Below are 24113 nucleotides of genomic sequence, written 5' to 3' on the forward strand. Positions count from 1 at the left end.
CATTTGTTTTTCTGGTATTGAGCAAAGCGAAATGAGCGACCTTTTTTCCACTGCGGTTGATCCGAATGCTGACCGTAACAGGCCGCTTGCCGATCGTTTGCGGCCGCGCCATCTCGCAGAGGTCACCGGGCAGGAGCATCTTACCGGGCCTGAAGGCGTTCTTACGCGCATGATTGCGTCCGGTACGCTTGGCTCCATGATTTTCTGGGGGCCTCCGGGGACAGGGAAGACGACGGTTGCGCGGTTGCTTGCCGGGGAAACGGAACTGGCTTTTGAGCAGATTTCTGCGATTTTTTCCGGGGTTGCTGATCTTAAAAAAGTTTTTGAATCAGCGCGTGCCCGACGTATGTCAGGCCGACAAACCTTGTTGTTTGTAGACGAGATTCATCGGTTCAATCGTGCGCAGCAGGATAGTTTTCTACCCGTGATGGAGGATGGTACCGTCATTCTTATAGGGGCGACGACGGAAAATCCTTCTTTTGAACTGAACGCCGCTTTGCTGTCGCGGGCGAGGGTGCTGACGTTTCATCCCCATGATGCATTGAGCATTGCAACACTTCTGGCGCGCGCTGAAGAACAGGAAGAGCGTCCGCTGCCGCTTGATGAAGAGGCACGCGCAAGTCTTATCCGCATGGCGGATGGTGATGGTCGTGCTGCGTTGACACTGGCCGAGGAGGTGTGGCGTGCGGCCCGACCTGAAGAGGTTTTTGATGCCGAGAAGCTGCAGGATGTGGTTCAGCGCCGCGCGCCTGTCTATGATAAAGGGCAGGATGGGCATTACAATCTGATTTCTGCTTTGCATAAGTCGGTACGCGGATCTGATCCTGACGCAGCACTCTATTATCTTTGCCGCATGTTTGATGCAGGAGAAGACCCGCTTTATCTGGGGCGTCGGCTGGTTCGCATGGCGGTCGAGGATATTGGGCTTGCCGACCCGCAAGCACTGGCTATTTGCAACGCCGCCAAGGACGCCTATGATTATCTTGGCTCACCGGAAGGTGAACTGGCTTTGGCGCAGGCGTGCGTTTATTTGGCCACGGCGCCTAAATCCAATGCTGTCTATATGGCCTATAAGGCGTCGATGCGTGCAGCCAAGGAGAACGGCTCTTTACTGCCGCCCAAACATATTCTCAATGCGCCGACCAAGCTGATGAAGAATGAAGGTTATGGCGAGGGCTATGCCTATGACCATGATCAGCCAGACGCTTTTTCCGGGCAGGATTATTTCCCGGAAGCTATGGGCCGTCAGGTGTTCTATGATCCGCCGGAACGCGGTTTTGAGCGGGAAATTCGCAAGCGTTTGGATTATTGGTCACGGTTGAGGGGCGAGCGCCGGGGGCGAAACTGATCGGCTTTGCCAAAGAATTTGCCCGAAAATTTCAGTGTCACAATTCGGCCTTCATCGGTGCCGCTAAAGCCGGAATACATACAACCTGAAGCTTTAATTCACATGCGGGTTGAGCCATTGATTCCATAATAAATTCAATGGCTGAGCAACTTTGAGATGTGGTCCTAAACGATATGGTAACTATAATTAAATCAATGGCTTAGCTCCGCCGCTCTTTATTGTTTAAAATTTATCAAAATTTCTAATTTCCAAAGGGCTTCATTATGACGCGCGTTTTTTTGCTCGTTGCGCTCGTTATTCTCGGTGGCTGCGCGACTGCTCCCCGGCAGACCGGCAATGTATGCGCAGTCTTTGATCAACGCGACGGCTGGATAAACAATTGGCAGAAGGACGCGACGCGTGCTTCGCGTGAATATGGCGTTCCCGTTCCTGTTCTCATGGCGACGATCTATGCTGAATCGGGTTTCCGCCCTTATGCGCGCCCACCACGCACCAAGCTGCTTGGTTTTATCCCATGGAAGCGTGCATCAAGTGCCTATGGCTATTCGCAGGCTCTGAATGGAACCTGGGATCGATATAAGCGCGAAACGGGCCGCTGGACGGCTTCACGCAGCAATTTTGGCGATGCCATTCATTTTGTCGGCTGGTATCATAATGAAAGCAGCCGAAGAAACGGTATAAGCCGGAATGATGCTTATAGCCTCTATCTGGCCTATCATTCGGGTCATGGCGGCTATGCGCGCGGTGCGTGGCGCAATAATTCAACAGCGTTGAATGGGGCAAAGCGTGCGCAGACCATGGCCAATCGTTATACGATGCAATTGCGCTCCTGCGGGCGCATGGGGTAGTTCGGCTTCGTGCCTGAAATTCGTTCCGAGCGTCGTTTCAAATTGAGACGAGTTTCGGGCTCGCCTTTGCAGAGCCTTCCTTGTTTTGTTTGAATCCTTGGAAATACTCTTTAAAGTCACCGTCCAGCCGTAATCGAAGTTATCATTTGCGGCGAATCGAACATTGAGGATGACCTTTTTATGCTGAAGAAACTTGGGATTGCCCTAATCTGCGCCACATTTTTAGCAGGCTGCACGACCGACCCCTATACAGGTCAGGAAAAGATGTCGAACACCGCGGGCGGCGCTGCAATTGGTGCGGCGGTTGGAGCGCTCGGTGGTCTTATGGTTGGTGGCTCAAGCCGTGCTCAGCGTAATGCGGTTCTCATCGGCGCGGGTATTGGCGCGCTCGGTGGCGGCGCTATCGGCAACTACATGGATCGCCAGGAATCGGAATTGCGCAATCAGTTGCAGGGTACCGGCGTTTCCGTGACGCGTAATGGTGATCAGATCATTCTGAATATGCCGTCCGCTATCACTTTCGATACCGATCAGGATCAGGTGAAGAGCCAGTTCTACCCAACACTGAACTCTGTCGCGATCGTGTTGCGCAAGTTCAATCAGACTCTTGTGGATGTTTACGGCTTTACCGACTCGACCGGCAGCGCGAGCTATAATCAGGGTCTGTCGCAACGTCGTGCGGCTTCGGTTGCGAGTTATCTTGGTTCCCAAGGCATTGATCCGCGCCGTTTTGCTGTTATCGGATATGGTGCAAGCCAGCCGGTTGCTTCCAATGCAACGCCGCAAGGACGAGCACAGAATCGTCGTGTGGAAATTCAGATTTCGCCACTGCGTGGCGTCAGTCAGTAAAAACGAAAAATCGGATATTCATCCGTTTTGGCGCAGCTCTCCGCGAGGAGAGTTGTGCTTTTTTGCAGATGATGCGCGAATCGGCGGCACGAAAGGCGCATTTTTTGGAATTAAGCCGTGGATGCTAACGTAAATTATTGTTTTCTAATAAATTAGAACATGAATAGAACAAAAAATTAAAATCATATTAAAACAATAGGTTGGTGGTATTGCATAATGAGAACAAAACAGATACAAATAGATATTGGCGATGAGCCCGATGGGCTTCTAGCGAGGCAAGAGGATAGTGTAAGATGTCTCAGAAATCATTGCGACTCGTTGAGGAAAAATCAGTGGACAAGACAAAAGCACTCGATGCGGCACTGTCGCAAATTGAACGCGCGTTCGGCAAGGGCTCCATTATGCGGCTTGGTCAGAACGATGTCGTCGATATTGAGACGGTGCCAACCGGTTCGCTTTCTCTCGATATAGCCCTGGGCGTCGGCGGTCTGCCCAAAGGGCGTATTGTTGAAATTTATGGTCCAGAAAGTTCTGGTAAGACGACACTTGCACTGCATACGATTGCGGAAGCGCAGAAGAAGGGTGGCATTTGCGCATTCGTGGATGCGGAACATGCACTTGATCCGGTCTATGCCCGCAAGCTTGGCGTTGACCTTGAAAACCTTCTGATCTCGCAGCCCGACACCGGCGAACAGGCGCTTGAAATTACCGATACGTTGGTGCGTTCGGGTGCGATTGATGTTCTGGTGGTCGACTCGGTTGCAGCTTTGACACCGCGCGCTGAAATCGAAGGCGAAATGGGTGATTCTCTGCCGGGTCTTCAGGCTCGTCTGATGAGCCAGGCGCTGCGCAAGCTGACGGCATCGATCTCGCGGTCGAACTGCATGGTCATCTTCATCAACCAGATTCGCATGAAGATTGGCGTTATGTTTGGCTCGCCTGAAACGACGACCGGCGGTAATGCGCTCAAGTTCTACGCCTCTGTTCGCCTTGATATTCGCCGTATCGGTTCGATCAAGGAACGCGATGAGGTTGTTGGTAACCAGACACGCGTGAAGGTGGTCAAGAACAAGCTTGCACCTCCGTTCAAACAGGTTGAGTTTGATATTATGTATGGCGCCGGCGTTTCCAAGATGGGCGAATTGGTTGATCTTGGTGTTAAAGCCGGTGTTGTCGAGAAGTCTGGTGCTTGGTTCTCTTATAATTCCCAGCGTTTGGGGCAGGGCCGTGAAAACGCCAAGCAGTATCTCAAAGACAATCCCGATACCGCACGCGAGATTGAAACGACACTCCGCCAGAACGCCGGTCTGATTGCCGAGAAGTTCCTTGAAGATGGCGGTCCGGAAGCTGACGATGGCCCGGATGTAGCCGAAGCTTAGGCGTCTTATAGAGATGAAACAGAAAACGCCCCGCACGAGAGTGTGGGGCGTTTGCTTTTTATATTCGATACTGTTGCATAGTTGCCGTTTTCTTCGCTTCCACGCGAAATTGCTTTTATAGCGCACACTGCTTATCTGGACAGAAAAGCAGTGCGCCGTTAAAAGCAGTCAACCGAAACTCCATGTTCCTTGTCGGGCAGTACGGAACGCAGCGGCTTAAGTGCCGAAGTCTGTCGCCGCATTGCGGGTGGAGAAAAGATAATCGATGTGCTTCTTTGAGGGGTGCGTCCGTGCAGGGTGGAAGAAGCCCAAGGGTGAATTATGGCTGGCGTCAACGAGATAAGATCTACGTTTCTCGATTACTTCCGTAAGAACGGACACGAGGTTGTTTCATCAAGTCCATTGGTGCCGCGTAATGATCCAACGCTCATGTTTACCAATGCGGGCATGGTGCAGTTCAAGAATGTTTTCACCGGTCTTGAGCACCGTCCTTACAGCCGCGCGACAACGTCGCAGAAATGCGTGCGCGCAGGTGGAAAGCACAATGACCTTGATAATGTAGGCTACACCGCTCGCCACCACACTTTCTTTGAAATGCTCGGCAATTTTTCCTTTGGCGATTACTTCAAGGAAGAAGCGATCAGCCATGCCTGGAACCTGATCACCAAGGAATTCGGCCTTAATAAGGACAAGCTGCTCGTCACCGTTTATCACACGGATGATGATGCTGCGAATTTCTGGAAGAAGATCGCAGGCCTTTCCGACGATCGTATTATTCGCATTGCCACAAGTGATAATTTCTGGGCGATGGGGGATACTGGCCCATGCGGTCCGTGTTCGGAAATTTTCTACGACCACGGCGATCATATCTGGGGCGGACCTCCCGGATCGGCTGACGAAGACGGTGACCGCTTCATCGAAATCTGGAATCTCGTTTTCATGCAGTTTGAACAGGTTACGCCTGATCAACGCATTGATCTGCCGCGTCCGTCGATTGATACTGGCATGGGGCTGGAACGTGTTGCTGCTGTCCTTCAGGGTGTGCATGACAATTACGATATTGATCTCTTTAAAGCGCTGATCCGCGCTTCCGAGGAAGCAACAGGCGTCAAGGCTGAAGGCGATTTCCGCGCCAGTCACCGCGTCATTGCTGATCATCTGCGTGCATCGAGCTTCCTGATTGCCGATGGCGTGCTGCCATCGAACGAAGGTCGCGGTTATGTGCTGCGTCGCATCATGCGTCGCGCGATGCGTCATGCGCAGCTTCTTGGGGCGAGCCAGCCATTGATGTGGCGTTTGCTGCCAGCCCTGATCCGCGAAATGGGGCAGGCTTATCCGGAACTCATCCGTGCAGAAGCGCTGATTTCAGAAACGCTCAAGCTGGAAGAAACCCGTTTCCGCAAGACCCTGGAGCGCGGGCTTGGCCTGCTTTCCGATGCTTCGGAAAATCTGGTTGAGGGCGATCGTCTTGATGGCGAAACTGCATTCAAGCTTTACGACACCTATGGTTTCCCGCTTGATCTGACGCAGGATGCTTTGCGGCAGCGCGGTGTGACGGTTGACACTGATGGCTTTAATGTTGCCATGGAACGCCAGAAGGCCGAAGCACGCGCCAATTGGACGGGTTCGGGCGAAGCTGCAACCGAAACCATCTGGTTCGGCATTAAGGATAAGGTCGGCGCGACCGAATTCCTCGGCTATGAAACCGAAAGTGCGGAAGGTGTCATCACGGCACTTGTGCGCGATGGTGCAGAAGTGGTATCGGCATCTGAGGGTGAAACCGTGTCCGTCGTGGTCAACCAGACGCCTTTCTATGGAGAATCCGGTGGCCAGCAGGGTGATACCGGAACAATCTCGGGTGAAGGCTTTGTCATCACCATCAAGGATACGCAGAAAAAGGGCGAAGGTGTCTTCGTTCATACAGGCGAAGTGACCAGCGGTTCGGCAAAGGTCGGTGAAGCCGTTGAGCTGAAGGTGGATTCCGAGCGTCGCACGCGTATCCGTTCCAACCATTCGGCAACACATCTGTTGCATGAAGCGCTGCGCGAAACCCTTGGAACCCACGTTGCGCAGAAGGGGTCGCTTGTTGCGCCTGATCGCCTGCGTTTCGACTTCTCGCATCCAAAGCCGATTTCGGTAGAAGAACTGACCGCTGTTGAAAATCTCGCCAATGAGATCATCCTGCAAAATGCGCCGGTTTCAACGCGCTTGATGGCCGTAGACGATGCGATTGCAGAAGGTGCGATGGCGCTGTTTGGCGAAAAATATGGCGATGAAGTGCGTGTTGTTTCGATGGGCACGGCCAAGCATGGCGAAAAGGCTGGCAAGGCTTACTCTGTTGAGCTTTGCGGTGGCACGCATGTGCGCCAGACCGGCGATATCGGCCTTGTGCGCATTCTCTCTGACAGCGGCGTTGCTGCCGGTGTTCGCCGCATGGAAGCGTTGACGGGTGAGGCGGCTCGCCTTTACCTTGAAGAACAGGATGAGCGCGTCAAAGCCATTGCTGGTGCACTGAAAACGACACCGTCTGAAGCACTGGAGCGTGTCAACGCACTGGTTGACGAACGCAAGAAGCTGGAACGTGAACTTGCAGATGCGCGCCGACAGCTTGCGTTGAGCGGCGGCTCTTCGGATGGTGGCAGTGCTGTTGAAACCGTCAATGGCGTCAACTTCCTTGGTAAGGTTGTGACCGGCGTTTCGCCACGCGATCTCAAGCCGCTGGCTGATGAAGGCAAGAAACAGGTTGGCTCCGGCGTCGTTCTTTTTATTGGTGTTGGTGAAGATGGCAAGGCAAGCGCTGTTGCTGCTGTCACTGAAGATTTAGTTGGTCGTTTTAGCGCGGTTGATCTTGTTCGTGCTGCATCGGCTGCTCTTGGTGGCGCAGGCGGCGGCGGTCGCCCGGATATGGCACAGGCCGGTGGCCCCGATGGCGCCAAGGCAAACGATGCCATCGTTGCAGTGAAAGCGCTGATTATTTGATAAATTGCGTATAAGAATGAAAAGGCCGGGATTTCCCGGCCTTTCTTTATGCTGCATGCGCCCTACGACTATCGACGGGCGCTTCATCGCGCTCACTAAGGCTATAATCCCGTGCCACATCGGCAACGCGCAGGCGATAGTTTTCAAAAACACCGCCGCGCCCTTTTGCTTGTGCGATGCGATGGGTGGGTAGATTGCGCCATTGTTTGACTGCCTCTTCATCCCGCCAGAAGGAGAGGGACAGCAGTTTTTCTGGCTCAACCAGACTTTGAAAACGTTCAATCGATATAAAACCGTCGATTTGCGCAAGATCAGCGCGCAGGCTTGCGGCAATATCGAGATACTGCTCGCGCCTCTCATCATTTGCTGGCCAGACTTCAAAAATAACAGCGATCATGGCTTGATGAACTCCGCATGCGGAGCGGATTGCAGTTTGAGAAATATGCGCTCTTCACACCGGATAAATTGTTCGCGTTTTGCAAATTCATAATTCGCTCGGCCGATTGGATCAGCAGCCAGACGTGCGCGAAACTTTTCATAGGCAGCAAGGTCTTCGATTGAATAAACACCATAAGCTGTTGTGGTGGAGCCTTCATGTGGGCCGAAATAGCCAATCAGATTGGCACCGCAACGTGGGCTTGCCTGTCCCCAATTGCGTGCATATTCCGCAAAAGCCTCGGCTTTGAACGGATCAATTTGATAGCGTATAAAGCAGGTAATCATTCTTATCTCCTGAAATTGGCTGATTTGCTGGAGACGTTTTAGCGCATTGAACTCCATCCATGCTTCGGTTAGCATCGAAGTATGAAAGACGGGCCTATCATAGCTTCTGTTGCAGCCCTGTTGGGCGATCCGGCACGCGCAAACATGCTCACCGCGCTGATGGACGGCCGTGCTTTGACGGTAAGCGAACTTGCTGCTGCTGCGGGCGTGACACTTCAGACAGCCAGCGGGCATCTATCCAAGCTTGATGCCGCGAATTTGCTTGTGGCTGAGAAGCAGGGCAGGCACCGTTATTTCAGGCTATCAGGCCCGGACGTAGCACAGGTGCTCGAAGGTTTGATGGGGCTTGCCCAACGCACTGGTGCCGTGCGTGTTCGCACTGGTCCTAAAGACCACGCACTGCGAAAAGCGCGTATTTGCTATGATCATCTGGCGGGTGAGCGCGGCGTGGAAATGCTTGATGCGTCTTATAAACTCGGTTTGATTGATCATGCCAGTGAGCCTCTGCTGACCGATGAGGGAAAATCATTCTTTTCATGCATGGGGATTGATGTCGATGCGCTGCAAAAAGGCAAACGACCGCTTTGTCGTCATTGTCTCGACTGGAGTGAAAGACGCAATCATTTGGGTGGCGCACTGGGTGCTGCACTTCTGAAAACCTTCATCGATAAAGGCTGGGCACGCCGCGAAGCGGGGCGTGTGATTGCCTTTTCTCCCGCTGGCGCGCAAGCTTTTACCAAAGCTTTTCAGCTCTGATTTTTCTCATCACTCAATTTGTTGTGTTGTGAAGGCCGTAGAGCGGTGAACGATCCCATGGACGATGCCGAATAGTGAGCGGTAAACAAAAAACGGCGGGAAAATCCCGCCGTCTCAATTTGAATTGGCTTAGGCTTAAGCAGCCATTGCCTTCTGAAGATTTTCGTCGATCTTGTCGAGGAAGCCGGTGGTCGAGAGCCAAGGCTGATCTGGGCCGATAAGCAGGGCCAGATCCTTGGTCATGTAGCCGCTTTCAACGGTGTCCACGCAGACCTTTTCCAGGGTATCAGCAAAGCGCTTCAGCTCGGCATTGTTGTCGAGCTTTGCACGATGTGCGAGGCCGCGGGTCCATGCAAAGATCGAAGCGATCGAGTTGGTCGAAGTTTCTTCGCCCTTCTGGTGCTGACGATAGTGACGGGTCACGGTGCCGTGTGCAGCTTCTGCTTCAACAGTCTTGCCATCCGGCGTCATCAGAACCGAGGTCATCAGGCCGAGCGAGCCAAAGCCCTGTGCCACGATGTCGGACTGCACATCGCCGTCATAGTTCTTGCAAGCCCAGACATAACCGCCGGACCACTTGAGAGCCGAGGCAACCATGTCGTCGATCAGGCGATGTTCGTACCAGATCTTTGCTTCCTTGAACTTTTCAGCGAATTCAGTCTGATAGACTTCTTCGAAGATGTCCTTGAAGCGACCGTCATAGGCCTTGAGAATGGTGTTCTTGGTCGAGAGATAGACCGGATAATTGCGCTGCAGGCCATAGTTCAGCGAAGCGCGTGCAAATTCACGAATCGATTCGTCGAGGTTGTACATGGCCATTGCCACGCCAGCGCTCGGTGCCTGATAGACTTCGTGTTCGATGGTTTCGCCATCTTCACCGACGAACTTGATCGACAGCGTGCCCTTGCCCGGGAACTTGAAGTCGGTCGCGCGGTACTGGTCACCAAAAGCGTGACGGCCAACGATGATTGGTTGTGTCCAGCCTGGAACCAGGCGAGGGACGTTCTTGCAGATGATTGGTTCGCGGAAGATAACGCCGCCGAGGATGTTACGGATGGTGCCGTTTGGCGACTTCCACATCTTCTTGAGCTTGAATTCTTCAACGCGGGCTTCATCCGGCGTGATGGTTGCGCATTTTACGCCAACGCCGTGTTCCTTGATGGCGTTTGCAGCATCAATGGTAACCTGATCGTTGGTCGCATCGCGGTGCTCTACCGACAGATCGTAATATTTCAGATCGATGTCGAGGTATGGATGGATCAGCTTGTCCTTGATGAACTGCCAGATGATGCGTGTCATCTCATCGCCGTCGAGTTCAACGACCGGGTTTGCAACCTTGATTTTTGCCATTGATAATGCCTCTCATTGAATGCGTCGCGCTCGTATAGCATCGGTAAACGCGAAGGCAAAGCGTCAGAGACTCATTCTTTGGCCTATAGGCACATTTTCAGGCGGCGTGATGGGCAGACTTTCGCCATTCTGAGCGCTGATCGCGATAAGTTTGCTGTTCGCGCAACAAAATAGCGTCTGCGTCCAATGTCGAGATTGCAGTTGATTTGTCTATCGGCACAAGGCCATTGACCTGAAGTGCCAGATAGCGTCCGCAGCAAACCCGAAGAAACGATGCGAAATTATCGAGATCGTGACCTTCCGTGCGCGATTCTTCATAGAGTTTGCCCAGGAGACGGCTGACTGACATCTCGTCACGCCCGGCAATCTCTTCCAGCGCTGACCAGAAGAAGTTCTCCAGTCTGACACTTGTGACCACCCCGTCAATACGCAGCGAGCGGGTTACACTTTGCCAGAGTAACGCGTCAGCCCCGATGAACAATCTGCACATGATTTCCTCCCAAAATATGTCCCGGGATAGTGTCGCGCAGTTTGCCTCCGCCTGCAACTTAGTTCAGGGGTTGAACGCTATAAGTGATGCTTCCGGCGGTTGCCTCATTAATGTTCAATGTGAGATCGCGGATTTCCACTTTTTGCTGGTCAGCGGGAAATTCTACCGTATGGCCTGATGCTGGAAATTCCAGACTGTCAATCGAGTAGGCTCTGATTTCAAACTGCATTTTATCGGCTTCTAAACCAACAAAAACAATATCATAGATGCGTCCGCTTTCATTGGACGGATAGTCGTTTTTCGATGGAAGCATGGTTCCTTTACTGTAATCGCGCGGAGGAACAATCGGATTGCCCGACAAGACAAATTGTGTTTGGCCGAATGTTTCCGGCGAGGGAGCCGGATATTGCTCTGATGTAACGGCCACCTCTGCTTCAGCCGCATCCTGCGCATGGGCGATATTTGATGCGCCTGCAAAAATGGCGCTCATGCTGATGGCTAACGAGAGAGCAAGGGATCTGGCAGTTTTCATCTGGTCTTCCATGTCATTGCAAGAAAGCCTTTCCGACAGAATTTGCGGAAAGGCTCTGATTTGGCATTTTTATCGAAATGCGGTGCAGGATGAAAGCAAATGCTTGCGTCTAACCATGCGTGATTTTGGTGCCGAGCACAGCAAGGAATTGCGAAAGCCACGCCGGATGGGCAGGCCATGCAGGTGCTGTCACCAGATTGCCGTCCGTGACCGCCTCATCGACAGGAATATCGGCATAAGTGCCGCCGGCCAGCTCAACTTCCGGGCGGCAGGCCGGATAGGCCGAGCAGGTGCGCCCATCAAGAACGCGCGCTGCGGCGAGAAGCTGCGCGCCATGGCAAACGGCGGCGACTGGTTTGTCTGCTTCAAAGAAATTTCTGACGATTGCGATGACCTTGTCATCAAGGCGCAGATATTCCGGCCCGCGACCGCCGGGAATAACAAGCGCATCATAGTTTTCAGCCTTAACATCGGCAAATGTTGCATTGAGCGTGAAATTGTGGCCGGGTTTTTCGGTGTATGTCTGATGGCCTTCAAAATCGTGAATAGCGGTCGCTATGGCGTCTCCCGCTTTTTTTCCGGGACATACGGCATGAACCTTGTGACCAACCGCGAGCAGCGTCTGAAACGGAACCATTGTTTCGTAGTCTTCACAGAAGTCGCCGCAGATCATGAGAATTTTTTTGCCGGACATGATTTTCCTCCCTGTAACGTCGATGTCGGTCAGGGCAGTCTGACATGGATGGGCGCAGAGCTGGTGTTATTCCGCTACTACACGTGTTTTTCGATATCGAATGTAAGGGGAATCTTTGCGATTTTCTGTCATTTATGTCAGGGAAGCGCCACGATTTTAAGGAATAAGCGGAAAATATCATGGCAGGAACAGACAAACAGCGCCCAATGATCACGGAAGGACCAGCCATCATTCTGGTTAATCCGCAATTGCCGGAAAATATCGGCATGGTGGCGCGTGCCATGGCAAATTTTGGCCTCGCGGAACTGCGATTGGTGCAGCCGCGCGAAGAATTTCCAAGTGAAAAAGCGCGTGCTGCGGCAAGCAAGGCCGATCATATCATCGACAATGCGGTTGTTTATGATGATCTGCCTTCGGCGATTGCCGATCTCAACTTTGTCTATGCGACCACCGCGCGTGAACGTGATGGTTTCAAGCAGGTGCGTAGCCCTGTGGAAGCAAACAATGAGTTGCGTCGTCGTTTTGTGCGTGGTGAGAAGATCGGCATTCTTTTCGGGCGTGAGCGCTTTGGTCTCAGCAATGAGGAAGTTGGTCTTGCTGATGAGCTGGTGACATTTCCGGTTAATCCGGCTTTTGCATCGCTTAATATTGCGCAGGCTGTGCTGCTCATGTCTTACGAGTGGATGAAATCTGGCCTTGCAACCGAAACGGACACGGTTTTCCGTGGGCCAGAAATGGAAGCTGCGCCGAAGCTGGAATTGCAGAGTCTTTTCAATCATCTGGAAGAGGCGCTTGATATTCGGGGTTATTTCCGTCCCGAGGCGAAGAAAGAAATAATGGTCAATAATCTGCGTTCTGTTTTGACTCGCGCAGGTTTTGCATCGGCAGAACTTAAGCTTTTGCGCGGCGTCATCACATCGCTTGATGCTTTCACACCCAAGAAGCCACGCGGCTCTGGTGCCCCGGAAGGTCGTGCACGCAAACCCGCAAAAGAGGACAAGGCTGAATGAAACACCCGCCTGCAGCAGAGCTTTCCGGCAAGTCTTCAACCGCGACAGAAAGACCAATTTTGGTCTTTGACAGTGGTATCGGCGGGCTGACAGTTTTGCGCGAGGCGCGAGTGATGATGCCGGATCGGCGATTTATTTATATCGCAGACGATGCCGGTTTTCCTTACGGCGATTGGGAAGAAGAAGCGTTGCGCTTGCGCATTGTCGAACTCTTCGGTCAGTTTATCACTGAGCATGATCCTGAAATCGCAGTGATCGCCTGTAACACGGCTTCGACGCTGGTGCTTGACGATCTGCGTCGCGCTTATCCTTTAGTGCCGTTTGTTGGCACCGTTCCCGCTATCAAGCCTGCTGCTGAGCGCACCTCGTCGGGGCTTGTGTCAGTTCTTGCAACGCCGGGCACAGTCAAGCGTGCCTATACGCGCGATCTGATCCAGTCATTTGCAACGCAATGCCATGTGCGCCTAGTTGGTGCGGATCGCCTTGCAAGCATTGCCGAGGCGCATATTCGCGGTGAGCAGATTGATGAAGCGCTGGTGGTTGAGCAGATCACGCCGTGTTTTGTCGAGAAGGATGGAAACCGCACGGATATTGTTGTGCTGGCCTGCACGCATTACCCATTTCTCGCCAATGTGTTTCGCAGGCTGGCGCCATGGCCGGTCGACTGGCTTGATCCTGCCGAAGCGATTGCGCGTCGTACTTTATCGCTGTTGCCGCCAAGACATATTGATGACGAACTGCATCATCACGACGATCTGGCGGTCTTTACATCGCAGAAACCCGATTATGCCATTCGCCGATTGATGCAGGGCTTCGGGTTGCAGTTTTCCTGAGCAACAAGAATGCTCTCATTCGAAGATTCAGGAATGTAATTCAACCTATTGATTTTATTAAAATACCCGGAAAAATTTTTCCGGGTATTGCAGATAATGTTGGGCTTATCCAGCCGCTTTTTGTTTGGAATCGCGCTTTGCTTGCGCCACACTGGCGGCCTTTTTCAGGCGCCCACGTTCCATAGGGCGGACGAGACTGTCGGCTTTCTCATTGGGGATGTTGCGCATGCCATGACGTGCGTGGCGGGTGTTGAAGGCCGGCTCGTTTTTTTCATTTGCTTTCTTGGCTGCTAGTGCTTTTTGAGCGTTTTCAACCAGATTGTTGCTGGCTGACATGCTGCGGCGGCGATCAATTTCCGCATTGATGCGGCGCATGGCCATAGCCAGAACGGAAACCTTCAGATGCGAGCCTTCATCTGCCTTCGACGCCGAAGCGCCACGTGCTGCTGCTTTTCCGCGCATTTCGCGGCGGCGCTGGTGCGCCTGATCGCGCGCCTTGCTGCGACGATCACGCAACAGTTTTGCCAGTTGAGTAAGCTCAGAGTCGGGGACATCCTGAAGAAGTGGATGATGCGATTTTTCAACCAGCTCTCGTTCTTCCGCGTTCAACGCACGGGCTTCTTCCTTGCGTGTGATAGCCATGAAAATCTCCTTCCGTTTGCTTATCCTGTTTGCATATAGGTCGGTGATCGCATGAGAAAAGGGTGCGGCCTATGGCGTTGGAACCAACGCGTTGCGCTGTCGTTTATTATCTTTGGAGATGGTAAAGAGGTTCACGCGATGGATATTGTTGAAACACGAATTAGTTCGCTTGGTGGTTTCAAGGTCTATTTGGTTGAGTTCGTCACACAAGGTGAGGAACGCGTTTCTGTCAAAGTTGAAAATGAGACCGATGCGGAACTCAGCCGCGATGAGGTGACGCGCCTCGCAGCGCTTAAACTGGGTGAGGCTTTTAACATTGCATGTGTTGAATGTGGAATTGAGCCGCAAAATCTGCTCACGCGCCCCAGCGCGCGCAGATCCGGTGATCGCGCAGAGCTGGAGCGTCAGTTGGATGAAGGCTTGGAAGACAGCTTCCCGGCAAGCGATCCGGTTTCAGTCACAAGCTCTGCGATACCAGCATCGGCGGACCCCAAATCATAAGCTCGGGGCACGTTGCCGCAATAGTGTAAGTCCGGGGCACATTGCCGCAATAGTGTAAGTCCGGGGCACATTGCCCCGGTGCTTTAAGTGTCTCATAAAATGAGTCCGATGATTATCTCAAGCGCATGAAATCTTTATAGGTTTCTGCGTTTTCCTTCCATCAGGTCGAGCACTGCGCGCGCGCAATCAAGAACATTCGTTCCGGGGCCGAAGACCGCCGAGACACCATGGTCAAACAAATATTGGTAGTCCTGGCGCGGCACGACCCCGCCACAGACAACGATAATGTTTTCTGCACCTTTTTTACGAAGTGTCTCGACAAGCTGCGGCAGCAAGGTTTTGTGTCCGGCTGCAAGGGAAGATACGCCGAGCACATGCACTTTAGCCTTGATCGCCATATCGGCGGCTTCGTCCGGCGTCTGGAATAGCGGTCCGGCAAGCACTTCAAAGCCAATATCGCCAAAGGCGGACGCGATGATTTTTGCGCCGCGGTCATGTCCATCCTGACCGAGCTTTGCCACCATGATGCGAGGTTTTTCGCCGGTATGCTTTGAGAATTCTTCAAGGCGTTCAACAAGCGTCTGGAACTCAGGCTCGTTCTCATAAGCCTTGCCGTAGACGTGTTTTACGACCTTCGGCACTGCCGCGTGGTCGCCAAAGGCATGGCGCATTGCATCGGATATTTCGCCGACCGTTGCGCGCGCGCGCGATGCTTCAACGGCGGCGGCCAGAATGTTGCCTTCACCGGTTGTTGCGACCTTTTCCAACTCGGCAAGCGCTGCCTCAACTTTGGCTTTATCGCGCGTTTGTTTGATGCGGTTCAAACGGTCGATCTGCGATTTTCTGACCGCAGTATTATCGATTTCGAGAATGTCGATGCTGTCTTCCTGCTCCAGACGGAACTTGTTGACACCAACGATTACCTCTTCGCCCTTATCGACCGCTGCCTGTCTGCGGGTGGCTGCTTCTTCGATCAGACGTTTTGGCAGACCGCTTTCGACGGCTTTGGTCATGCCGCCAAGGCTTTCGACTTCTTCGATCAGCGCCCATGCTTTTTCTGCAAGTTCATTGGTCAGGCTTTCGATGTAATAAGAGCCTGCCAGCGGATCGACGACTTTAGTAACACCTGTTTCATTTTGCAGAATAAGCTGCGTGTTTCGCGCGATGCGGGCGGAGAATTCAGTTGGCAAAGCGATGGCTTCGTCAAAAGAATTGGTGTGCAGCGATTGTGTGCCGCCAAGGGCTGCCGACATGGCTTCAAAAGCTGTGCGGACGATATTGTTATACGGGTCTTGCTCCTGCAATGAGACGCCCGATGTCTGGCAATGGGTGCGCAGCATCAGCGAGCCAGGCTTTTTCGGATCGAATTCCTTCATGATGCGTGTCCAGAGCAGCCGGGCTGCTCTGAGCTTGGCAATCTCCATGAAGAAGTTCATGCCGATGGCGAAGAAGAATGACAGTCGCCCCGCAAATTCATCAACATTCAGGCCTTTATTGAGTGCCGCACGGACATATTCGCGCCCATCGGCCAATGTGAAAGCCAGTTCCTGCACCAGCGTGGCGCCCGCTTCCTGCATGTGGTAGCCGGAAATGGAAATCGAATTGAATTTCGGCATTTCCGCTGCGGTATAAGCGATAATATCTGCAATAATCCGCATGGATGGTTCTGGCGGATAGATATAGGTGTTGCGGACCATAAATTCTTTCAGAATATCATTCTGAATGGTGCCGGATAGCAGATCGCGCGACACGCCTTGCTCCTCGCCCGCCACAATGAAATTGGCGAGGATCGGGATCACGGCGCCATTCATGGTCATGGAAACGGAGACTTTTTCGAGTGGTATGCCGTCGAAAAGGATTTTCATGTCCTCGACGGAGTCAATTGCCACGCCCGCCTTGCCGACATCGCCTTCTACGCGTGGGTGATCGCTATCATAACCGCGATGGGTGGCAAGGTCGAAGGCGACCGATACGCCTTGCTGGCCAGCGGCCAGTGCCTTGCGGTAGAAGTTGTTGGACTCTTCGGCTGTGGAGAAGCCGGCATATTGGCGGATGGTCCAGGGACGCCCCGCATACATGGTCGCACGCGGACCGCGCAGGAATGGCTCAAAACCGGGAAGCGAATCAAGGTGGCCGATTCCATTAAGATCGTCAGCCGTATAAAGCGGCTTCACATCAATGCCTTCCGGCGTATGCCAGACGAGGCTATCGGCTGGCCGCTTCAGTTCCTTTTCGGCCAGCTTCGACCAATCCTGTTTTGTGGGGCGCTCGCTCATATTGGTGCTCACTCGAATTCCATAATGAGTTCATCAACGGCAAGGCTTGCGCCTTCTTCTGCCGCAATCCGTTTGACGGTGGCGCGACGTTCAGCACGCAGCACGTTTTCCATCTTCATGGCTTCAACCGTTGCCAATGGCTGGCCTGCCTCGACTGTATCACCGTCTTTGACAAGAACCGAGGTGATAACGCCGGGCATCGGGCAGAGCAGCATCTTGGACGTATCCGGCGGCAGTTTGACTGGCATCAGCTTTGCCAATTCTGCAACCCGCGGCTTGCGCACATGGGCGATCACATCAATGCCCCGCCAGCGCAGACGCCAGCCTGTGCCGGAGCGCAGAACCTTGACGGCGACGGATCTGCCGTCAACCGTGAAAGAGCCAAGCTGATTGCCCGGATGCCAGTCGCTGGCGACCGGTAAGCTGCGAGCGTCAGCAAAGTAGATTGTTGTCCCACCTTCGCCCTCAGCGATCCTCAAGGTCAAGCTGAAGTCACCAAGCGTTACGACCCATTCGGTTGCCACAGATTGTGCCTGTGACGATAAACGGCCGGAAATCTGGCTGTTGCGTTGTTCGACCGCCATATTGATCTGCGCAGCAACAGCGGCCAGTACATGCGCATCTTCTTCCGATACGGAAACGCCAGCAAAGCCGTCTGGATATTCCTCAGCAATAAAGGCCGTGGTCAGCGCGCCAGCGCGAAACCGCGGATGCTCCATAACCGCTGACAAGAAGGGCAGGTTGTGGCCAATGCCTTCCACTTCAAAAGCATCCAGCGCATTGCTCATGGCATCAATTGCACTGGTGCGATCAGCGCCCCAGCTGCAAAGTTTTGCAATCATGGGGTCATAATACATCGAAATTTCGCCACCCTCAAAGACGCCCGTATCGTTGCGGATGATTGCGCCACTTGCGGTTTTGCCTTCGACAGGCGGACGATAGCGCGTCAGTCTGCCAATCGAAGGCAGGAAGTTGCGATAGGGGTCTTCGGCATAAAGGCGGCTTTCGATGGCCCAGCCGTTGAGCTTGACATCGGCCTGTGTGATGCGAAGCTTCTCGCCGGATGCAACGCGGATCATTTCCTCAACCAGATCAATGCCGGTGATGAGTTCTGTCACCGGGTGCTCGACCTGCAAGCGGGTGTTCATCTCAAGGAAATAGAAATTGCGCTCGCCATCGACGATGAATTCAACCGTGCCTGCGGAATAATAGCCAACAGCCTTGGCGAGGGCTACGGCCTGTTCACCCATAGCTTTGCGGGTGGCTTCATCCAAAAACGGTGAGGGCGCTTCTTCGATCACTTTCTGATTGCGGCGCTGAATGGAGCATTCGCGTTCGCCCAGATAGATGACATTGCCGTGTTGATCGCCAAGAACCTGAATTTCGATATGGCGCGGCTGGGTCACGAATTTCTCAATGAAGATGCGATCATCACCGAAAGAAGATTTTGCTTCGTTGCGTGAGAGCTGGAAACCTTCGCGCGCTTCATCATCATTCCATGCGATGCGCATTCCCTTGCCGCCGCCACCGGCGGACGCCTTGATCATCACCGGATAGCCGATGGATGTTGAAATACGAACCGCTTCTTCTGCGTCTTCGATGAGCCCCATATGGCCGGGAACGGTGGAGACCCCAGCCTCGGATGCGAGCTTTTTTGAGGTGATCTTGTCGCCCATGGCCTCAATGGCGTTTACCGGAGGGCCGATGAAGGTGACATTGGCGGCTTTAAGTGCCTCTGCAAAGCGCGGGTTTTCCGACAGGAAGCCATAGCCGGGATGGACGGCGTCGGCCCCCGTTTCTTTGATTGCTGCCAGAATCTTATCGATCACGATATAGGACTGGTTTGAGGGCGCTGGTCCGATATGCACGGCCTCGTCGGCCATTTTGACATGCAGCGCATTGCGGTCAGCGTCGGAATAGACGGCAACCGTGGCAATGCCCATTTTCTTTGCGGTTTTGATAACCCGGCAGGCAATTTCGCCGCGATTGGCAATGAGGATTTTCTTGATCATCTGTATCGTACCCGTAGCAATCTTACAGCGGAATGGTGTCGTGTTTCTTCCATGGCGTGTTCTGGCTCTTGTTGCGAAGCGCAGAGAACGCACGGGCGATACGGCGGCGGGATGAATGCGGCATGATCACTTCATCAATGAAACCGCGTTCGGCAGCAACGAAAGGATTGGCGAAGCGTTCTTCATACTCTTTCGTGCGGGCGGCGATCTTTTCAGGGTCGCCCAGTTCTGAGCGGTAGAGAATTTCGGTAGCACCCTTGGCGCCCATAACGGCGATCTCTGCGGTTGGCCAAGCATAATTAATGTCGGCACCGATGTGCTTAGATGCCATCACGTCATAAGCGCCGCCATAGGCTTTGCGGGTGATCAGCGTGACCATCGGCACGGTTGCCTGGCTATAAGCAAACAGCAGTTTCGCGCCATGCTTGATCACGCCACCATATTCCTGCGCTGTGCCGGGAAGGAACCCCGGAACATCGACCAGTGTCAGGATTGGAATGCTAAAAGCATCGCAGAAGCGCACAAAGCGTGCAGCCTTGCGTGAGGAATCAATATCAAGGCAGCCAGCCAGCACCATGGGCTGATTGGCGACTACGCCAATAGTCTGGCCGTCCATGCGAATAAAGCCGGTGATGATATTTTTGGCGAAAGCTTCCTGAATTTCAAAGAAATCGCCTTCGTCCGCAAGAGCGAGAATCAGCTCCTTCATGTCGTAAGGCTTGTTGGCGTTATCAGGGATGAGTGTGTCCAGCCGCATTTCGAGGCGGGCAGGATCATCGAAGACAGGGCGAACAGGTGGCTTTTCACGATTGTTGAGCGGCAGGAAGTCAAACAGGATGCGGACCTGTTCCAGCGTTTCAATGTCGTTTTCGTATGCGCCATCGGCAACCGACGACTTTCTGGTGTGCGTTGACGCGCCGCCGAGTTCTTCCGCCGTGACGATTTCGTTGGTGACGGTTTTGACCACATCGGGGCCTGTCACAAACATGTAGGAACTATCGCGGACCATGAAGATAAAATCGGTCATCGCCGGGGAGTAAACCGCGCCACCCGCGCACGGCCCCATGATGACAGAAATCTGCGGAATGACGCCCGAAGCATCGGCATTGCGCTTGAAAACATCGGCATAACCAGCAAGCGAGGCCACGCCCTCCTGAATTCGCGCCCCGCCAGAATCGTTCAATCCAATCACCGGGGCACCGTTCTGCATGGCCATGTCCATGATCTTGCAGATTTTCTGCGCATGGGTCTCAGAGAGCGAACCGCCAAGAACGGTAAAATCCTGACTGAACACATAGACCTGACGGCCATTGATCGTGCCCCAGCCGGTCACCACGCCATCGCCCGCGATCTTCTGCTTTTCCATGCCGAAGTCGGTGCAGCGATGCGTGACATACATGTCGAACTCTTCGAACGAACCTTCGTCGAGAAGCACTTCAATTCTTTCACGGGCAGTCAGCTTACCTTTGCTGTGTTGCGCATCAATGCGCCTTTGTCCGCCGCCAAGGCGAGCCTCTGCGCGACGAGATTCAAGCTGTTCGAGAAGTTCCTGCATTCGCTATGACCTTGGAAAGCTATGAGTTTGATTGACTGCTTAGCGCCAGTATGCCGCATTCTGAAAGCTTGAAAAGGTGCTGATGTGTAATTTATAAATTTGCAAATAGCGAATTGCAAAGTTGCAAACATGGCACCCAGAAAACTCTATGTCGGCAGAAAGATCAGAGAAATACGTGAACAGCACCGGGCAACACAGTCAGGCTTTGCTGAACGCTTAGGTATTTCAACGAGTTATCTCAACCAGATCGAGAATAATCAGCGGCCGGTTTCAGCCGCGGTTCTTTTGGCGCTGGCTGAGAATTATCAGATCGATATTGGTGCGATTTCGCTTGGCGATGATGATCGGCTTTTATCGGCTGTATCCGAGGCGTTGGCCGATCCGGTGTTTGACAATTACAAGCCGAATTTGCAGGAATTGAAGCTGATCACGCAAAATGCGCCCGGTTTAGCGCATGCGCTGATTGCCTGTCATCAGGCTTATCGGCGCAATAGCGAGCAGCTTGCAAGTCTCGACAACCAGCTTGGGCGCGCGCCATCTGTTGCCGAGCCCGCGCCTTATGAAGACGTGCGCGACTTTTTCCATTTTATTGATAACTATGTTCATGAGCTTGATATTGCTGCAGAAAAGCTTGCCGATGAGCTGAGGATTCCGTATCGTGATATAGGTGTGGCTTTGCCGCAATATATGGAGGAGCGCTATCGCGTTCGTGTCGCGCGTGCGGATCCCGATGAAGCTATTTTACGCCGCTTTGATCCGGTGGCGCGCGTTCTGTATCTCAACCCTTATTCGCCAGCTTCGACTCGCAATTTCCAGATTGCGTTCCAGATTGCCGAACTGGAGATGGAAGAGCTTGTCACCGCTATCGCAAAACGGGCGGATTTTCGCTCATTGGAAGCGATTGAGATTTGCAAAATCGGTCTGCGGAATTATTTCGCCGGTGCGCTGGTCTTGCCCTATCAGACTTTTCTTTCAGCCGCCAAAGAACTGCGGCACGATCTTGAATTGCTGGCATCGCGCTTTGGTGCCAGTCTGGAACAGGTCGCGCATCGTCTGAGCACATTGCAGCGATCTGGCCAGCGTGGCGTTCCTGTGTTCTTTGCACGGATTGACCGGGCGGGAAATATCACCAAACGGCACAGTGCAGCCAAGCTGCAATTTGCCCGTTATGGTGCGGCGTGTCCGCTGTGGAATGTGCATCAGGCGTTTGAAACGCCGGGCCGGATCATTCGTCAGTTAGCTGAGACACCAGACGGTGCGCGCTATCTTTGCATCGCGACCGAACTGACCAAGAGCGAGGGCGGATTTCACGCCCCGCAACGTCGTTATGCTATTTCTTTGGGCTGTGAAATCACACATGCGCAGGATTTTGTCTATGCGGATGGTTTGGATATTACCACGCGCTCCGCATTTGACCCGATTGGGGTTTCCTGCCGTATTTGTGAGCGGGCCGAATGCGTGCAGCGTGCTGTCCCGCCATTGAAAAGCAAATTGGCGGTCGATCACGACCGCCGTGGAATCTTACCTTACAGACTATTGTAGAAATCAGAAACCGGAATGCTCTTTAAGGAATTCGGCTTCTTCGGGTGTCGTCTCGCGGCCCAGAACTTTGTTTCGATGCGGAAAGCGGCCAAAGCGTTCGATAATATCGTGGTGCTGGCGTGCGAAGCCTAAGGAGAATTCATCACCGAGCTTTTCGTATAGATCAATGCACCGCTTCTGATCGCTGAGATGTTCGCTGTGCATGAAGGGCAGATAAAAGAACTGACGTTGTTCTGCCGATAGCTTGCGGTCAAAATCATGATCGAGTGCCTGCGCCGCTACATCACGGGCGAGGCCATCGCTTTCAAACGAGCGTGCAGAGCCGCGAAACATGTTGCGCGGAAACTGATCGAACAAAATCGTCAGTGCAAGTGCGCTTTCCGGCCGCTGTTTCCAGTTTTCAAACTTGTCGGTACGCGCGTCTTCGTAGCCTGCGAGAAATTTTTCACGAATTTCCGCATCGATTGCATCGTTTTTGCTGAACCAGTTTTCGCGCATCTTTGCTGAAAACCAGAAATCGAGGACGTCTTCGGGTTGAATGGCCATTGCTGCCTCTTTCCAGCTTTACGGGGTCTGACTTTGGTTATCGGGCTGCGGGCAGGGTGTCTCGCCCTTTATATTGCGGGACATGCAGGCGAATCGGTCAAAGCCCTTGCCTGCATCCATTGCCGCTTTTCCGGCACCACAACCGGATAGAGTTGTTAGCATGATCAACAGAACAAAATATTTCATCTGAAGCCCTTCCGGTTTACATGGCAACGTTCGCCAAATCTGCGCACATAGATACAGAAAATTGCGATCAGCCGCGACCACGATAATTGGGTACAGACTGTTCTGGAATCCAGACATTTTTCGGAGCTTCGCCAGTCTGATAGAACACATCAATCGGAATACCGCCACGTGGATACCAATAGCCGCCGATACGCAGCCATTCAGGCTCCAGAAGCTCCACCAGACGTTTGCCGATCGTGACTGTGCAGTCTTCGTGAAAAGCGCCATGATTGCGGAATGAAAACAGGAACAGCTTGAGCGATTTGCTTTCGACCAGCCAGTTTCCGGGCACGTAATCGATCATCAGATGCGCAAAGTCCGGCTGTCCGGTCATGGGGCAAAGCGAGGTGAATTCAGGTGCTGTAAAGCGAATGCAATAGGGCGTTCCTGCTTGCGGGTTTGCAACCCGTTCCAGTACCGCTTCTTCAGGGGATTGGGGAACAGTAGTGTTTGATCCGAGCTGCTTGAGGTCAGAATATATCGTTTTTTCAGACATTTACGTGCCTTTTTAAAAAGCCACGGCGCAGTCCTGTGCTGGAATATCCAGACACTTGTCCTTGTTTTTACCGGGTAGGCTGCGACCGGTGGCAAATTGCCAATGGCTTCGACTAACAGTGATATTGTTTCCGGTAAAGCGCAAAAAAAACCGCGCCAGAGAAGCGCGGCTTTTCATTGGGAGGATTTCGTTCTTAACGGCGATCAGAAAGGATGCAGCCAATTGCAACGCCGATCGCGATACCGATAAGGCCCGCGGTGCCAAACAATGTGGTCGCGGTACCGGGGTTTTCCTTTACGGTCTCTGCGACAGCGTGACCACGTTCACGCACAACCTGTGCTGCGTGGCGGAAACGACCAGATGCGTCATCAAGAGCATCTTCTGCACGATCTCTGAATTCACTTGATTGCGAAGCCAGTGACTTGGAAAGACGCTTTAATTCACCGCGTAGATCTGCAATCTGCTGTTCGAGAGCGTGCTGAATATCATTAGCGGTTTTGTTGTCAGCCATTTCATGTCTCCATACA

General features: G+C 53.1%; 23 protein-coding genes. 10 read left to right on the plus strand and 13 right to left on the minus strand.

Annotated features, from left to right (window positions below; translation table 11 throughout):
• Positions 1-31 precede the first annotated feature (31 nt).
• The 5 genes from ABE527_RS06595 to alaS all read left to right on the plus strand — a co-directional run bounded on the left by ABE527_RS06595 (position 32) and on the right by alaS (position 7403).
• Entirely contained in the window at positions 32-1348 is a 1317-nt protein-coding gene (locus ABE527_RS06595) for a replication-associated recombination protein A (protein WP_499694707.1), read from the plus strand.
• Positions 1349-1611: 263 nt separating this feature from the next.
• Entirely contained in the window at positions 1612-2196 is a 585-nt protein-coding gene (locus ABE527_RS06600; RefSeq protein WP_499696457.1) for a transglycosylase SLT domain-containing protein, read from the plus strand.
• 180 nt (positions 2197-2376) lie between these two features.
• The gene (locus tag ABE527_RS06605) at positions 2377-3045 is read left to right on the plus strand and encodes a YiaD family glycine zipper/OmpA-like lipoprotein (RefSeq protein WP_265984523.1); all 669 of its coding nucleotides are present in this window, start codon (positions 2377-2379) and stop codon (positions 3043-3045) included.
• Positions 3046-3338: 293 nt separating this feature from the next.
• Positions 3339-4424, plus strand: a complete 1086-nt coding sequence (gene recA / locus ABE527_RS06610; protein ID WP_265984524.1) for a recombinase RecA — start codon at positions 3339-3341, stop codon at positions 4422-4424.
• A gap of 321 nt (positions 4425-4745) precedes the next feature.
• Positions 4746-7403 (plus strand): alanine--tRNA ligase, encoded by a 2658-nt coding sequence (gene alaS, locus ABE527_RS06615; RefSeq protein ID WP_499696458.1) that lies wholly within the window; start codon positions 4746-4748, stop codon positions 7401-7403.
• A gap of 46 nt (positions 7404-7449) precedes the next feature.
• Here the strand turns inward: alaS and ABE527_RS06620 are convergent, their stop codons facing one another.
• Positions 7450-7800, minus strand: a complete 351-nt coding sequence (locus tag ABE527_RS06620) for an antibiotic biosynthesis monooxygenase family protein (RefSeq protein ID WP_265984526.1) — start codon at positions 7798-7800, stop codon at positions 7450-7452.
• The gene (locus ABE527_RS06625; RefSeq protein WP_265984527.1) at positions 7797-8126 is read right to left on the minus strand and encodes an NIPSNAP family protein; all 330 of its coding nucleotides are present in this window, start codon (positions 8124-8126) and stop codon (positions 7797-7799) included. The genes ABE527_RS06620 and ABE527_RS06625 overlap by 4 nt, the downstream gene beginning before the upstream one ends.
• Before the next feature lie 81 nt (positions 8127-8207).
• On the opposite strand from ABE527_RS06625, the gene ABE527_RS06630 reads away from it, so the two are divergent.
• Positions 8208-8882 carry an ArsR/SmtB family transcription factor gene (locus ABE527_RS06630; RefSeq protein ID WP_265984528.1) on the plus strand — a complete coding sequence of 225 codons (675 nt, stop codon included), beginning with the start codon at positions 8208-8210 and terminating at the stop codon, positions 8880-8882.
• Positions 8883-9017: 135 nt separating this feature from the next.
• Here ABE527_RS06630 and ABE527_RS06635 read toward each other — a convergent pair whose 3' ends face one another.
• The 4 genes from ABE527_RS06635 to ABE527_RS06650 all read right to left on the minus strand — a co-directional run bounded on the left by ABE527_RS06635 (position 9018) and on the right by ABE527_RS06650 (position 11948).
• Positions 9018-10232: an NADP-dependent isocitrate dehydrogenase gene (locus ABE527_RS06635; protein ID WP_396997051.1), complete on the minus strand. Its 1215-nt coding sequence runs from the start codon at positions 10230-10232 to the stop codon at positions 9018-9020.
• Positions 10233-10329: 97 nt separating this feature from the next.
• On the minus strand, positions 10330-10722 hold the full coding sequence (locus tag ABE527_RS06640) for a ribbon-helix-helix domain-containing protein (RefSeq protein ID WP_499696459.1): 393 nt from the start codon (positions 10720-10722) through the stop codon (positions 10330-10332).
• A gap of 58 nt (positions 10723-10780) precedes the next feature.
• Positions 10781-11266 (minus strand): hypothetical protein, encoded by a 486-nt coding sequence (locus ABE527_RS06645; RefSeq protein WP_499696460.1) that lies wholly within the window; start codon positions 11264-11266, stop codon positions 10781-10783.
• A gap of 97 nt (positions 11267-11363) precedes the next feature.
• Positions 11364-11948: a DJ-1/PfpI family protein gene (locus ABE527_RS06650; protein WP_499694702.1), complete on the minus strand. Its 585-nt coding sequence runs from the start codon at positions 11946-11948 to the stop codon at positions 11364-11366.
• Between the two features lie 179 nt (positions 11949-12127).
• Here ABE527_RS06650 and ABE527_RS06655 point away from each other — a divergent pair, with 179 nt between their 5' ends.
• On the plus strand, positions 12128-12958 hold the full coding sequence (locus ABE527_RS06655) for an RNA methyltransferase (RefSeq protein WP_265984533.1): 831 nt from the start codon (positions 12128-12130) through the stop codon (positions 12956-12958).
• A complete protein-coding gene (gene murI / locus ABE527_RS06660; RefSeq protein ID WP_499696461.1) occupies positions 12955-13791 on the plus strand; it encodes a glutamate racemase in 837 nt (278 codons plus the stop codon). Before ABE527_RS06655 ends, murI begins: the two co-directional genes overlap by 4 nt.
• A 105-nt stretch (positions 13792-13896) precedes the next feature.
• Here the strand turns inward: murI and ABE527_RS06665 are convergent, their stop codons facing one another.
• Positions 13897-14433 (minus strand): hypothetical protein, encoded by a 537-nt coding sequence (locus tag ABE527_RS06665; protein WP_499696462.1) that lies wholly within the window; start codon positions 14431-14433, stop codon positions 13897-13899.
• A 138-nt stretch (positions 14434-14571) separates the two neighbouring features.
• On the opposite strand from ABE527_RS06665, the gene ABE527_RS06670 reads away from it, so the two are divergent.
• On the plus strand, positions 14572-14934 hold the full coding sequence (locus ABE527_RS06670; protein ID WP_265984741.1) for a hypothetical protein: 363 nt from the start codon (positions 14572-14574) through the stop codon (positions 14932-14934).
• Between the two features lie 134 nt (positions 14935-15068).
• Here the strand turns inward: ABE527_RS06670 and scpA are convergent, their stop codons facing one another.
• Genes scpA through ABE527_RS06685 form a run of 3 tightly spaced genes read right to left on the minus strand, consistent with a single transcriptional unit; the run spans position 15069 to position 20777 of the window.
• Positions 15069-17210, minus strand: a complete 2142-nt coding sequence (scpA, locus tag ABE527_RS06675; protein ID WP_499696463.1) for a methylmalonyl-CoA mutase — start codon at positions 17208-17210, stop codon at positions 15069-15071.
• Positions 17211-17218: 8 nt separating this feature from the next.
• Positions 17219-19222 (minus strand): acetyl-CoA carboxylase biotin carboxylase subunit, encoded by a 2004-nt coding sequence (locus ABE527_RS06680; RefSeq protein ID WP_265984537.1) that lies wholly within the window; start codon positions 19220-19222, stop codon positions 17219-17221.
• Between the two features lie 22 nt (positions 19223-19244).
• Entirely contained in the window at positions 19245-20777 is a 1533-nt protein-coding gene (locus ABE527_RS06685; protein ID WP_265984538.1) for an acyl-CoA carboxylase subunit beta, read from the minus strand.
• A 129-nt stretch (positions 20778-20906) separates the two neighbouring features.
• Here ABE527_RS06685 and ABE527_RS06690 point away from each other — a divergent pair, with 129 nt between their 5' ends.
• Positions 20907-22319 carry a helix-turn-helix domain-containing protein gene (locus ABE527_RS06690; protein WP_265984539.1) on the plus strand — a complete coding sequence of 471 codons (1413 nt, stop codon included), beginning with the start codon at positions 20907-20909 and terminating at the stop codon, positions 22317-22319.
• 3 nt (positions 22320-22322) lie between these two features.
• Here the strand turns inward: ABE527_RS06690 and ABE527_RS06695 are convergent, their stop codons facing one another.
• The 3 genes from ABE527_RS06695 to ABE527_RS06705 form a co-directional block, all read right to left on the minus strand.
• Complete coding sequence (locus ABE527_RS06695) at positions 22323-22865, minus strand: DUF924 family protein (protein ID WP_499696464.1); 543 nt, start codon at positions 22863-22865, stop codon at positions 22323-22325.
• A gap of 253 nt (positions 22866-23118) precedes the next feature.
• Complete coding sequence (queF, locus tag ABE527_RS06700) at positions 23119-23586, minus strand: preQ(1) synthase (RefSeq protein WP_499694695.1); 468 nt, start codon at positions 23584-23586, stop codon at positions 23119-23121.
• 193 nt (positions 23587-23779) lie between these two features.
• Complete coding sequence (locus ABE527_RS06705) at positions 23780-24097, minus strand: ElaB/YgaM/YqjD family protein (RefSeq protein WP_265984543.1); 318 nt, start codon at positions 24095-24097, stop codon at positions 23780-23782.
• Between the last annotated feature and the right edge of the window lie 16 nt (positions 24098-24113).

Source organism: Brucella sp. TWI432 (assembly GCF_039674445.1).
GTDB classification, from domain to species: Bacteria; Pseudomonadota; Alphaproteobacteria; order Rhizobiales; family Rhizobiaceae; genus Brucella; species Brucella chromiisoli.